General features: G+C 70.2%; 9 protein-coding genes. 8 read left to right on the top strand and 1 reads right to left on the bottom strand.

Translation table 11 applies throughout. The annotated features are described in order from the left end of the window. Positions 1 to 29 precede the first annotated feature (29 nt). On the top strand, positions 30 to 2150 hold the full coding sequence (locus ACLZOT_RS23655; RefSeq protein WP_416971033.1) for a beta-galactosidase: 2121 nt from the start codon (positions 30 to 32) through the stop codon (positions 2148 to 2150). After that, positions 2144 to 3907, top strand: a complete 1764-nt coding sequence (locus tag ACLZOT_RS23650) for an RICIN domain-containing protein (RefSeq protein ID WP_416971032.1) — start codon at positions 2144 to 2146, stop codon at positions 3905 to 3907. The genes ACLZOT_RS23655 and ACLZOT_RS23650 overlap by 7 nt, the downstream gene beginning before the upstream one ends. Before the next feature lie 42 nt (positions 3908 to 3949). Here the strand turns inward: ACLZOT_RS23650 and ACLZOT_RS23645 are convergent, their stop codons facing one another. Further along, the gene (locus ACLZOT_RS23645) at positions 3950 to 4546 is read right to left on the bottom strand and encodes a TetR/AcrR family transcriptional regulator (RefSeq protein ID WP_416971031.1); all 597 of its coding nucleotides are present in this window, start codon (positions 4544 to 4546) and stop codon (positions 3950 to 3952) included. 208 nt (positions 4547 to 4754) lie between these two features. On the opposite strand from ACLZOT_RS23645, the gene ACLZOT_RS23640 reads away from it, so the two are divergent. The 6 genes from ACLZOT_RS23640 (at position 4755) to ACLZOT_RS23615 (ending at position 12938) form a co-directional block, all read left to right on the top strand. Continuing rightward, complete coding sequence (locus ACLZOT_RS23640; RefSeq protein ID WP_416971030.1) at positions 4755 to 6302, top strand: ABC transporter substrate-binding protein; 1548 nt, start codon at positions 4755 to 4757, stop codon at positions 6300 to 6302. Between the two features lie 9 nt (positions 6303 to 6311). After that, positions 6312 to 7256 carry an ABC transporter permease gene (locus ACLZOT_RS23635; protein WP_416971029.1) on the top strand — a complete coding sequence of 315 codons (945 nt, stop codon included), beginning with the start codon at positions 6312 to 6314 and terminating at the stop codon, positions 7254 to 7256. After that, the gene (locus ACLZOT_RS23630) at positions 7253 to 9259 is read left to right on the top strand and encodes an ATP-binding cassette domain-containing protein (RefSeq protein ID WP_416971028.1); all 2007 of its coding nucleotides are present in this window, start codon (positions 7253 to 7255) and stop codon (positions 9257 to 9259) included. Before ACLZOT_RS23635 ends, ACLZOT_RS23630 begins: the two co-directional genes overlap by 4 nt. Next, positions 9256 to 10092: an ATP-binding cassette domain-containing protein gene (locus tag ACLZOT_RS23625; RefSeq protein WP_416971027.1), complete on the top strand. Its 837-nt coding sequence runs from the start codon at positions 9256 to 9258 to the stop codon at positions 10090 to 10092. The genes ACLZOT_RS23630 and ACLZOT_RS23625 overlap by 4 nt, the downstream gene beginning before the upstream one ends. Positions 10093 to 10353: 261 nt before the next feature. Further along, complete coding sequence (gene uidA / locus ACLZOT_RS23620) at positions 10354 to 12150, top strand: beta-glucuronidase (RefSeq protein ID WP_416971026.1); 1797 nt, start codon at positions 10354 to 10356, stop codon at positions 12148 to 12150. Further along, positions 12147 to 12938, top strand: a complete 792-nt coding sequence (locus ACLZOT_RS23615; protein WP_416971025.1) for an SDR family oxidoreductase — start codon at positions 12147 to 12149, stop codon at positions 12936 to 12938. The genes uidA and ACLZOT_RS23615 overlap by 4 nt, the downstream gene beginning before the upstream one ends. The last annotated feature ends 1 nt before the right edge of the window (position 12939 follow it).

Raw genomic sequence — 12939 nt, 5'->3', positions numbered from 1 at the left:
GCCAACTCTCGTCCTCCGGAGGCCAGTTCATGGCGGAACTCCCCGCCCGCGTCCTGTTCGGCGCTGCCTACTACCACGAGTACCAGCCCTACCCCCGCTCCGAGAACCGCCTCAAGACCGACCTCGACCTCATGGCCGAGGCGCACTTCACAGTCATCCGCGTCGGCGAGTCTGTGTGGTCCACTTGGGAGCCGGAGAACAACGTCTTCGACCTCGACTGGCTCCAGCCGGTCCTGGACGGCGCCCACGAACGCGGCATCTCCGTCGTCCTCGGCACCCCCACCTACGCCGTCCCGCCGTGGCTCGCCCGCCAGTACCCGGAGATCACCGGCGAACGCCGCACGGGCGAGCGCATCGGCTGGGGCGCCCGCCAGGAAGTCGACTTCACCCACCCGGCGTTCCGCTTCCACGCCGAGCGCGTCATCCGCCGGATCACCGCCCGCTACGCGGACCACCCGGCCGTCATCGGCTTCCAGGTCGACAACGAACCCGGCAACGAACTCCTGCACAACCGGGGCGTGTTCGAGCGGTTCACCGACCACCTGAGGCACAAGTACGGCGACGTCGAGACCCTCAACCGAGAATGGGGGCTGGTCTATTGGTCCCACCGCCTCTCCACCTGGGCCGACCTGTGGACCCCAGACGGCAACGTCCAGCCCCAGTACGACGTCGCCTGGCGGGAGTTCCAGGCCCGCCAGGTCACCGAGTTCATCGGCTGGCAGGCCGACATCGTCCGCGAGTACGCGCGCCCCGGCCAGTTCGTCACCACCTGCATCTCCTACACCCGCCCGGCCGTCGAGGACGACGAGCTGACCGACCGCCTCGACATCGCCTCCGGCAACCCGTACTACGCGATGCAGGACGGCCTGCGCCTCCCCGACCCCGTCGACCACGCCCAGAAGTGGCAGACCACCGGCGTCTGGTCCCTCTACCAGACCGCCGACTGGATGTTCTCCTCCCGCCAGTCCCCGTTCCTCGTCACCGAGACCAACGCCTCCTCGATCGGCTTCCCCTGGGACAACCGCCCCGCCTACGACGGCCAATGGCGCCAGGCCGCCTGGGCGCTGGTGTCCCGGGGGGCCCGTATGATCGAGTACTGGCACTGGCACACCCTGCACTTCGGCGCCGAGACCTACTGGGGCGGCGTCCTCCCGCACACCGGCAAGCCTGGCCGCACCTACGCCGAACTCGCCCGCCTCGGCGCCGAGTTCGACACCGCCGGAGAGCTCGTCGCGGGCCTCGAACCCGACGCCGACATCACCGTCGTCTACTCGACGCCCAGCAAGTGGCTCATGCAGAAGTACCCGCCCCTCGCGACCCCGGACGGCGAACCCGACCCCGCCGCCTACCACGGCATCCTCGACCCCTTCTACCGGGGCGCGTTCGACGCCCGCCGCCAGGTACGCGTCGTCCACGCCCGCCAGTTGCACGACCCGACCGGCGAACGCCCCGGCCTCGACCCGGAGTTCGCCGCCCGGACCCACCCGGTCCTCGTCGTCCCCGCGCTCTACCTCGCCGCCGACTCCACCCTGGAGTGGCTCGCCGCGTACGCCGCAGCCGGCGGTCACCTCGTCCTCGGCCCCCGCACCGGCTACGCCGACCAGGAGGCCCGCGCCCGCACCGACCGCGCGCCCGCGAGGCTGGCGGAGGCGGCGGGGGTGTCGTACGACGAGTTCAGCAACCTCGTCACCGAGGTGCCGGTCACGGCCGGGGGGCCGCTGGGCATCCCGGAGGGGGCGACGGCGACGCGGTGGGCGGACGGGCTGACGGTCGACGGCGCGGAGGTTCTCGCCGGGTACGAGCACCCGCACTTCGGCCGCTGGCCCGCCATCACCACCCGGCGCCACGGTGCAGGCCGGGTCACCTGCGTCGGCACGGTCCCCGGCCGGGACCTGGCCCGCGTTCTCGCCGAGTGGCTCGCCCCCGAACCCCGGCACGGCTGGGGCGAGTTGCCCGACTCGGTGACCGTGACGAGCGGCACCTCGGAGGACGGGCGGCGCGTGTACGTCGTCCACAACTGGTCTTGGGAGCAGGCGAGTCTGCGGGCACCGTCCGGTCTGACGGACGTGCTCAGCGGCGAACCCCTCGGCCAGGAAGCCCACTTGGACGCCTGGGACGTCCGCGTCTTCGTGAAGGAAGAGACATGCTGAAGAGACTCGGCGTCCTCGCGGCGGCCCTCGCGCTGCTCCCCGCCGCCTCCGCCCACGCCTACAACCCCACCGGCGGCATCCTCTACCAACTCGGTTCGGAGCCTTGCCTGAAGGGCCGGGGCAACTGCGCGATCTACCCCAAGTCGGCCCAGTTGCCCAGCGGTCGGCTCGTCGCCGCCTTCGAGAAGTCCACGGTGGTCCCGTCCTCCGGCAGCGCGGACGGCCAGACGATCCCCGTCTACAAGAGCGACGACCACGGCACGACCTGGCAGCCCCTGTCGGAGGTGAAGGCCCCGGCGTACCTCGGCAACTACCCGAAGTACACCAGCAATTGGACCAACCCGTACCTGTACGTCCTCCCGCAGAACGTCGGCGCCCTCAAGCGCGGCACCCTCCTCATGGCGACCGTCGTCTCCGGCGACGACGCGTACTACAAGGAGCACAAGGCCGCCGACCCGAACTGGACGCCCTCCAACGACGGCGACCGCAGCGACCTGGCCATCGCCCTGTACGCCAGCAGTGACCAGGGCGTCACCTGGCGGGTCGTCAACATCGTCGCCACCGGCGGCTGGCAGGGCGGCAGCGCGGGCGCGGTCGGGCAGAACGTCGCCGCCGCGAACACGCACCGGCAGGTGGACCCGCTCTGGGAGCCGTACCTGATGGTGCATCAGGGCGAGCTGGTGTGCTTCTACTCCGACGAGAACGACTACACCGGCTTCGACCCGGCGACCGGCGTCCCGGTCCCCGACCCCGCCAACGACACGGCGGCGGACGCGCACGGCCAGATCCTCGTCCACCGTACGTGGGACGGGCGTTCGGCGGCGTGGGGGAAGCCCGTCGTCGACATCGCCGGGCTCTCGGGAGCGCAGGGCATCGGCGGCGGACGGCCCGGCATGACGAACGTCGTGCCCACGACCGACGGCAAGTGGCTGCTGACGTACGAGTACTGGGGCGGCGGCGCCAACACGCGCTACCGGGTCGCGGACAGCCCGCTGGAGTTCTTCAAGGGCTCGCCGGTCGGGGAGGGCGTCAACTCCCTTCCTGTGGACCCCGGTTCGCATCCGCTTGCGATGGGCGGGAGCCCCGTACTGATCCGGCTGTCCGACGGGCGGCTCGTGTACAACGCGGCCGGGAGCGGGGACGTGTGGGTCAACGAGAGCGGGCGCAGTGACGGGGTGTGGAAGGAGTACCGGACGACGCTGGGCGCCGGGTACAGCCGTAACCTCCAGTACGACGCCGTCACCGGGCGGGTCGTGATCCTCCGGAACCAGGGGACGTCGACGCTCGCGTACGCGGAGGTCGACCTCGGGCGTTCGGCGGGCGCCTACCACCGCCTCCAGAACCGGAAGACGGGGCAGGTCATCGGCACCAGCGACAAGACCAACGACGCGGACCTCGGCAACGGCGACGTCCCCGACGTACGCCTCGAAGCCCCCGGCCTGGTGAGCAACCAGGACACGCAGTACTGGCACGTCGTGACCGAGCCGCAGGGCGGGACGACCCTGCTGAACAAGTCCGGCGGGCGGGCCGCCGCGATCTGGACCGGCAACGCGACCGAGGGGCAGCGGATCGGCCAGTGGGTCGACGACAGCCCGAAGGGGAGCTGGAACCTGGTCGCGACCACGAACGGCTACTACCGCCTCCAGTCGGCGAAGAACCCGGAGCTGTATCTGACGGGCGCGAGCGCGGGGGCGCCGCTGACCTTGCAGAAGGCGGCCACCGACGGTTCGCAGGAGTGGCGGCTCACCGGGAAGTGACAACGTCAGGGGCGCCGGGCCGACCGGCGCCCCTGACGCATGTCATCCCTCGTCCATGAGCAGCCGTACGAAGTCCCGCACAGGCCGCGTGATGTCGAGGCTCTGGTCCAGCAACCACTGCAACTGCAATCCGTGCATGACCGCGTTGAGCAGCAGGGCGGCGCTCTCGGGGCTGACGCCGGGGCGCAGGGACACGCCGACCTCGCCTTCGTGGATGCCCTCGACGAAGGTGGCCCGGGAGCGTTCGTAGCGCTCGGTGAAGTAGGCGTGGGCGGGGTGGTCCGGGCGGGAGGCGGCCGCCGCCAACTCGATCCACAGGCGCATGAGTTCGGGTGCGTGCTGGTGGTGGCGCAGCACCCCCGCGAAGTACGGCCCGAGCTGGTCCGGACTCTCGATGAGGTCCGCGCCCTGGCGCCACTCCTCGGCGTCGCGCTCGGCGAGGACGGCCGTGAGGATCTCGTCCTTGTTGCGGAAGTGGTGGAGCAGGCCGGTGTGGGTGATCCCGGCGCGTTCGGCGATGTCGCGCAACGACGCCTTCGCGAATCCGTGCTCCACGAAGCTCTCGCGCGCGGCCTGCACGATCTCCGCCCTGCGGGCGAGCGACTTCGCATAGCTCCCGCGCGCCTTGGACTGCTCCACGTGCCTCTCGCTTTCTTTGACAGGGCTGGTCAGGAGCTCGAAAGTATGCCGCCCGGCCGGGAATCGTCCAGCGTCGCGCAAGAGATTCGATAACGAATCAATAACGAGATGTGGTGACTGTCTTCACGAGCTTGCAACGGGAACCTAACGTCCCACCGAAAACAGACCACGTGGTAAGTGGTGGGTTCCCGGACGAAGGAATCAAGCCATGCGCATACGACACCCCCATCCGCGCACCCGCAGACAAGCCCTCACCGCCCTGGGCGTCGGCGCGGTGCTGTTCGCCTCGGCGGCCTGCGACAGCCGGCCCGCGAGCACCTCCGCCTCCTCCTCGACCCTCGCCCTCTCGATCTTCGGAACCCCCAACTCCCTCGATCCGACACAGCTGTTGGAGGGGCAGCAGATGTACGTCTGGGACTCCGTCTACGACACCCTCCTCCTCCAGGACAACAAGGGCCGCCTCCAGCCCGGCGCCGCCCGGAGCTGGCAGTACTCCGCCGACGCCCGCACCCTCACCCTGAAGCTGCGCACCGGCATGAAGTTCAGCGACGGCTCACCCGTCGACGCCGCCGCCGTCCGCGCCACCCTCGACCGCATCCGCAGCACCCCCGGCCCCACCCAGGGCATGCTGGCCTCCCTCGCCTCCGTCGAGGCCCCCGACGCCACCACCGTCGTCATCCGCCTCGAACGCCCCGACGGCGCCCTGCTCACGGCCTTCTCGCAGGCCGCCGGAGTGATCGGCGACCCGAAGACGATGACCTCGAAGAGCGCCGCCCTCCAGCCCGTCGGCTCCGGCCCCTACACCCTCGACAAGGGCCAGACCGTCAACGGCTCCGTGTACGTCCTCAAGCGCCGCGACGACTACTGGAACAAGGCCGCCTACCCCTTCGCCACCGTCAAGGTCCGCGTCATCTCCGACCCCACCGCCGCCGCCAACGCCCTCAAGGCCGGCCAGACCAACGCGGGCACCGTCGACGTCTCCCAGCTCTCCGGCTTCACCGCACCCGCCTTCGAGCACAAACACGTCGACGCCACCGCCGGCGCCACCCTCGTCCTCGCCGACCGCAAGGGCCAGGTCCTCAAGCCCTTGGCCGATTTGAAGGTCCGCAAGGCCGTCAACATGGCGTTCGACCGCGCCAAGATGGTCAAACAGCTCCTGCGCGACTCCGGCCGCCCCACCACCCAGATCTACAACCCCAAGGGCACGGCCTACGACAACGCCCTGAACCAGACCTACGGTTACGACCCCCAGGGCGCCAAACGCCTGCTCGCGGAGGCCGGTTACCCGAACGGCTTCTCCGTCACCATGCCGAGCCTGGTCTTCACCAAGACCTTCGAACCCACCCTCACCCAGGCCCTCGGCGACATCGGGATCAAGGTCACCTGGCAGCCCGTACCGCCCCAACAGGCCGTCTCCGCCCTGGCGTCCAAGAAGTACCCCATGTTCCTCGTCGTGGACGGCCTCACCGCCACCCCCACCGAGACCCGCAACTTCTACAGCCCCACCGGCTACCGCAACGTCTTCAACTCCACCGACCCGACGCTCACTTCACTCCTCGCCCAGGCCGACCGAGAACTCGACCCCGACAAGGCCGCCGCCATCTACCGGCAGATCAACAAGTTCGGCGTCGACAACGCCTGGTACAGCCCCCTCTTCCAGATCGGCAGCGACTGGGTCACCAAGAAGGGCATCACCTACCTCGGTGACGGATCGTCAACTCTGGCCACCGTCCGCCAGTTCGGCACCACCGCCTAGGAACACCCCATGATCCTCTACGTGGTGCGCCGACTCGGCACCGGACTGGTCCTCGCCGTCCTCGTCACCCTCCTCACCTTCCTCCTCCTCAGCACCTCCTTCGACGACGTCGCCAGCAGCATCGTCGGCCCCGGCGCCACCCCCGCCCAGATCCACCAGCAGAAAGCCCAACTCGGCCTCGACCGACCCCTGTTCGTCCAGTACGGCGACTGGCTCGGCCACGCCGTACGCGGCGACCTGGGCGTCTCCTGGTTCACCAGCGAACCCGTCCGCGCCGCCGTCACCGCCCGCCTCGGCGTCACCCTCTCCCTCGTCGTCACCGCGCTCCTCCTCACCACCCTCATCAGCGTCGCCCTCGGCGTCGCCGCCGCAGCCCGGGGCGGCGCCGTCGACCGCATCGCCCAAGGCGTCTCGATGATCGGCCACCTGGTGCCCAACCTCCTCATCGCGATCGCCCTCACCTATGTCCTCGCCGTCAAACTCGGCTGGTTCCCCGCCACCGGCTACACCCCCCTCGCCGAGGACCCCGCCGGCTGGGCGTCCACCATCACCATCCCCGTCGCCGCCCTCATGCTCGGCGGCGTCGCCAACCTCACCGCCCAGATCAGAGGCGCGATGATCGGCGAACTCCGCAAGGACTACGTCCGTACGCTACGCACCCGAGGCGTCCCCACCCGCTCCGTCGTCCTGCGGCACGCCCTGCGCGGCGCCGCCGGACCCGCGCTCACCGTGCTCTCCCTGGAGTTCGTCCAGATGCTCGGCGGCGCCCTCGTCATCGAGCAGGTCTTTGCCCTCCCCGGCTACGGCCAGTACGCCTTCAACGCCTCCCTCCAGGGCGACGTGCCGATCATCATGGGCATCAGCGTCTTCGGCGTACTCCTCGTGATCGGCGTCAACCTCACCGTGGACCTGGTGGGCGGCTGGCTCAACCCGAAGGCGAGAGTGCTGAGTTGACCTTCAATGCCAGATCGACGCTGCGGAAGCTCCGCCACGACCCGCAGGCCGTGATCAGCGCGGGGCTGCTCCTCGCCATCGTCCTGCTCGGCCTGACCTCCCCGCTCTTCCGCGAACACGGTCCGAACCAGGCGTCGTTGGACGCCGTCAACGCCGCCCCCGGCAGCGACGGCTACCTCCTCGGCGGCGACAAGAGCGGGCGCGACATCCTCGCCCGGCTCCTCGCGTCCATCAACACGAGCATGGTCTCCGCCCTCATCGGCACCGGCATCGCCCTCGCCGTCGGCGTCACCTTCGGGCTGATCGGCGGGTACTTCGGGCGGCGCGTCCGGGGCGTCACCGAATGGGTGTTCAGCCTCATCATGACGTTCCCCGGACTCCTGCTCCTCATCGTCCTGCTGCCCGTCACCGGCGGCGACTACCGGGCGACCATGCTCATCTTCGGGTTCCTCCTCTCGCCGGGCGTCTACCGGCTCGTCCGCAACCTCGTCCTCGGCGTCAGGAACGAGCTGTACGTCGACGCCGCGCGCGTCTCCGGCCTGCCCGACCGGCGGATCCTGCGCCGCCACGTCCTCACCGTCGTCCGGGGGCCGGTGATCATCGCCACCGCCTTCCTCGCCGGGTCCTCCATCGCCGTGCAGTCCGGGCTCGCGTTCCTCGGACTCGGGTCCAGTACGGTGCCCAGCTTCGGGGCGATGATCTCCGAAGGGTTCACCAACCTCTACGAGGAACCCCTCCAGTTCGTGTGGCCCAGCCTCACGTTGGGCCTCATCACCGCCTGCCTCGTCCTGCTCGGCAACTCCCTGCGGGACGCGCTGGAAGGAGGCCGCCCCAAGCCGGTACGTATCGCAACGCCCCCTCGCCTTCAGGTGCCTTCCCCCTCCAGTACCTCTTCAGGGCTGCTCGTCATCGACGACCTCGCCCTCGCCTACCCCACCCCCGACGGGGAGTTGAAGGAGGTCGTCTCCGGCGTGAGCCTCACGCTGGAGGCCGGGAAGACCCTCGGGCTCGTGGGGGAGTCCGGGTCCGGCAAGACCCAGACCGCGTTCGCGGTGCTGGGCGTGCTGCCCGCCGAGGCCGTCGTCACACGCGGATCCGTACGGCTCGACGGACGGGAACTTCTCGGGCTGGGCGAAGGGGAGTTGAGAAAGGTGCGGGGGCGGTCCATCGCGTACGTCCCCCAGGAACCGATGTCCAACCTCGACCCCAACTGGACCGTCGGCGCACAGCTCGTCGAAGCCATCCGCGCCGCAACTCCCTTGCCCCGCAAGGAAGCACGAGCCCGAGCCCTCGCCCTCCTGACCCGGGTCGGCATCCCCGACCCCGCCCGCACCTACGCCTCCTACCCCCACCAGATCTCCGGGGGCATGGCCCAACGCGTCCTCATCGCCGGAGCCGTCGCCACCCACCCCGCCCTCCTCATCGCCGACGAACCCACGACCGCGCTCGACGTCACGGTCCAGGCGGACATCCTCGACCTTCTCCGCGACCTCCAGGCCGAGTTGGGCATGGCGGTGCTGCTGGTGACGCACAACTTCGGTGTCGTCGCGGACATCTGTGACCGGGTCGCGGTGATGCGGGAGGGCCGGATCGTGGAGACGGGCGAGGTGGAGCAGCTGTTTGCGGCGCCTCAACACCCGTACACGCGGATGTTGTTGGACTCGATCCTGGACGAGGGCACGCTCCGCGAAGAGGGTGAGGGAACGGGTCGGTTCGTGGAGCCCGGAGCCGGTGGCACCGGGAAGTACCCGGGAAGCGAGGGCGCGGCCCGGCGGGGGGACGGGAACGCCGACCTTGCGGAGAGCGGCGGAAGTGGCGTGGGCCAAGACGTGTCCGCCGGGCGGGACTTCGGCGAGCCCGACTCCCGGGGCGCCAGCGGCCTCGCCGGCCACGCCGCTCGTGAGTCCCGTGTCGACGGCGAGGGACCTCGCACCCGCGACACCCCCGAGCCCGGCGATGTCCACGCCGTCAGCGACGCCTCCGGCCCCCAGGAGACCCGATGACCAGCCCCCTCCTCGATGTCTCCGGCCTCCGCGTCACCTACCCCGGCCGAGGCTTCCGTGCCCGCCCCAAAGAGGTTCTCCACGGTGTCTCCCTGACCGTCGGGCAAGGCGAGACCCTCGGTGTCGTCGGGGAGTCGGGGTCGGGCAAGACCACGATCGGGCGTGCTGTCCTCGGCCTCGTCAAGGCGGCCGACGGAAGGATCGGCTTTCTCGGTCAGGACATCACCCACGTGACGCCCAAGGAACGTCGGGGACTTGCCCGTGATCTCCAGGTCGTCTTCCAGGACCCGTACACCTCCCTCAACCCCGCGCTGACCGTCGGTGACATCCTCAGCGAACCCCTCGTCGTCCAGGGCGCGACCCCGAAGGGCGCCCGCACCCGGGTGCTGGACCTCCTCGACCAGGTGGGGCTGCCGACGGACGCGTACGACCGGCTGCCGCGCGAGTTCAGCGGCGGGCAGCGTCAACGCGTCGCCATAGCGAGGGCGTTGGCGCCGGGCCCCAAGCTGATCGTCTGCGACGAACCGGTCTCCGCGCTGGACCTCTCCACGCAGGCCCGCGTCCTCGACCTGTTCGTCGACATCCAGCGCCGTACCGGTGTCTCCTACCTCTTCGTCTCGCACGACCTCGCCGTGATCCGGCACGTCAGCCACCGCGTCGCGGTCGTCCACCACGGCGACATCGTCGAGACCGGCCCCGCCGGACACGTCACCTCCACCCCCGAACACCCCTACACCCGCCGCCTGTTGCTGGCGGCACCCGTCGCCGACCCGGTGAGACAGCGAGCCCGGCGCGAGGCACGAAGGCGGTCCGAGACCGCCGGAACTCCGTGAGCCGAGCCGCCCCATCCGGCCCTCTGTCCGACTCACCTCGCCCGAGCCGCCCCGTCCGGCCCCCCATCCGACTCACCCCGCCCGAGCCGCCCCATCCGACTCACCCCATCCGTGCCGCAACGATCCGAGCCCCCTCCATCAGCCCCGCCCCGGTGCGAGTCGACCCCGATGCGAGCCCCCGACCCGCCGCCCTTCGGCCTGAGCCCTCGCCCAACCCCCGCCCAGCCCCCCGTCACCCGACCCCGCCCCGAGAGGACCCCGATGCTGAAACCCCGTCCGTCCGCCACCCGTGAGCTGGTGAACCTCGACGGTGTCTGGAAGTTCGCCCTCGACGCGGAGGCGGGCCACGCCCCGTGGTCGGGGCCGCTCGACACCCTGCTGGAGGCGGCCGTCCCCGCCAGCTACAACGACCTCTTCACCGACCCCGCGATCCGCGACCAGGTCGGCTGGGTCTGGTACCAGCGCACGGTCCGCGTCCCGAGGGGCTGGACCGGCGAGCGCGTGTTCGTCCGCCTCGACGCGGCCACCCACGAGGGCTGTGTGTACGTCGACGACGTCCTCGTCGCCGAACACGTCGGCGGCTACACCCCGTTCGAGGCCGACATCACCGAACACGCCGTGCCCGGCGCCGAGTTCCGCCTCACGATCGGCGTGAACAACGAACTCACCAACACCACGATCCCACCCGGCCGCATCACCGTCGACCAGGACGGCCGCCGCAGACAGACGTACCTGCACGACTTCTACAACTACGCCGGCCTGGCCCGCTCGGTATGGCTGCACAGCGTCCCGACCACCCACATCACGGACGTCACCGTCGTGACCGGCCTCGACACCGGCACCGGCACGGTCGCCTACGACGTGAGCACCAGCGAGCCCGCCGACGTCAGGGTCCGGATCCTGGACGCGGACGGCACCGAGGTCGCCGCCGCCGACGGCGCCACCGGCACACTGCGGATCCCGGACGCCACCCTGTGGAGGCCGGGCAGCCCGTACCTGTACGACCTGGTCGCCGAGATCCCCGGCACGGACATCTACCAACAGCCCTTCGGCGTCCGCACGGTGGAGGTCAGGGACGGGCAATTCCTCATCAACGGCGAGGAGTTCTACTTCACCGGCTTCGGCAAGCACGAGGACACCCCGGTCCGGGGCAAGGGCCACGACGACGCCTACCTCGTCCACGACTTCCAGCTCATGGAGTGGGTCGGCGCCAACTCCTTCCGCACCTCCCACTACCCGTACGCCGAGGAGGTCCTCGACTTCGCCGACCGGCACGGCATCGTCGTCATCGACGAGACCGCCGCCGTCGGCCTCAACCTCGGCGTGGAAGCGGGCCTGTTGGGCACCCCGCCCCGCCCGACGTTCTCCCCGGACACCCTCAACGACGACACCCGCGCCGCCCACGCCCAGGCGATCCGCGAGCTCATCGCCCGCGACAAGAACCACCCCAGCGTCGTCATGTGGTCCATCGCCAACGAACCGGCGTCCAACGAACCCGGCGCCCGCGAGTACTTCGAGCCCCTCGTCGAACTGGCCCGCAAACTCGACCCCACCCGCCCGCTCACCTACTCGGTCGTCATGTTCGCGACCTCCGAGAACGACCGCATCGCCGACCTCTTCGACGTGATCAGCGTCAACCGCTACTACGGCTGGTATGTCGCGACCGGCGATCTCCCCACCGCCGAACGTTACTTGGAGGGCGACCTGCGCGCCTGGGCGGCGAAGTTCGGCAAGCCGCTCCTGATGAGCGAGTACGGCGCCGACACCCTCCCCGGCCTGCACTCCGTGTGGGACCAGCCGTGGAGCGAGGAGTACCAGGCCGACCTGCTCGCCCTGCACCACCGCACCTTCGACCGCATCCCGGAGGTCATCGGCGAACACATCTGGAACTTCGCCGACTTCCAGACCTCCCACGGCATCCACCGCGTCGACGGCAACCGCAAGGGCGTCTTCACCCGCGACCGCCGCCCCAAGGCCGCCGTCTACGAACTCCGCTCCCGATGGCTGGAGTTGGGACACCGGAAGCCCGTCGCCCAGGAAGGAACGACAGCGCGATGACCGTCGAGATGAAGGGTGCCGTAGCCGTGGTGACCGGCGCCGGCAGCGGTATCGGCCGGGCCGTCGCCCACTCCCTCGCCCGCCGGGGCGCCCTCGTCGTCGTCACCGACCGAGACGGAGCCCGCGCCGACACGGTCGCCGGGGAACTCGGCGGCCAGGCGACCGCCGCCCGCTGCGACGTCACCAGCCTCGACGACCTCCAGGCGGTGAAGGACCTCGCGCTCGCCACGTACGGCCGGGTCGACGTCGTCATGAACAACGCGGGCGTCCTGGCCGTCGGTCCCGTCGAGGCGATCCCCCTCGACGCCTGGCAGAAGGTCATCGACGTCAACCTCCTCGGCGTCGTCCGCAGCAACATCGTCTTCCTCCCGTACCTGCTGGAACGCGGCAGCGGACACATCGTCAACACCGCCTCCAACGCGGGCCTGATGCCCTACGGGTACGAGCAGCTCCCGTACACGGCAAGCAAACACGCGGTCGTCGGGCTCTCCGAGTCCCTCGCCCTGTACCTGCGCCCGCGCGGCATCGGCGTCTCCTGCCTCTGCCCCGGGATGGTCGTCACCAACATCGCCGAACAGGTCGCGTTCTACGGACCCGTGTCCGAGCCCGGCGGCCCCAACACCCCTGTCCTGGAAGCGGACCAGGTCGGCGAGCTCGTCGCCGACGGCATCGCCGAGGACCGCTTCCTCATCCTGACCGTCCCGGCCGTGGCCGACGAACTGCGCGAAAAAGGCGCGGACATCGAAGCCTATCTGGCCCGACTGACCAGCGAGATCGAAGGAACCTGAG

Source organism: Streptomyces sp. 4F14, from assembly GCF_048159485.1.
Taxonomy (GTDB): Bacteria; Actinomycetota; Actinomycetes; order Streptomycetales; family Streptomycetaceae; genus Streptomyces.
The sequence above is the reverse complement of the archived record's forward strand: the minus strand, read 5'-3'. Positions and strand labels throughout refer to the sequence as shown.

Bases quoted from the DNA above. Each gene is read 5' to 3' on its own strand.
- ACLZOT_RS23640 (WP_416971030.1), top strand. From the start codon at position 4,755: ATGCGCATACGACACCCCCATCCGCGCACCCGCAGACAAGCCCTCACC.
- uidA (WP_416971026.1), top strand. From the start codon at position 10,354: ATGCTGAAACCCCGTCCGTCCGCCACCCGTGAGCTGGTGAACCTCGAC.
- ACLZOT_RS23635 (WP_416971029.1), top strand. From the start codon at position 6,312: ATGATCCTCTACGTGGTGCGCCGACTCGGCACCGGACTGGTCCTCGCC.
- ACLZOT_RS23650 (WP_416971032.1), top strand. From the start codon at position 2,144: ATGCTGAAGAGACTCGGCGTCCTCGCGGCGGCCCTCGCGCTGCTCCCC.
- ACLZOT_RS23615 (WP_416971025.1), top strand. From the start codon at position 12,147: ATGACCGTCGAGATGAAGGGTGCCGTAGCCGTGGTGACCGGCGCCGGC.
- ACLZOT_RS23625 (WP_416971027.1), top strand. From the start codon at position 9,256: ATGACCAGCCCCCTCCTCGATGTCTCCGGCCTCCGCGTCACCTACCCC.
- ACLZOT_RS23655 (WP_416971033.1), top strand. From the start codon at position 30: ATGGCGGAACTCCCCGCCCGCGTCCTGTTCGGCGCTGCCTACTACCAC.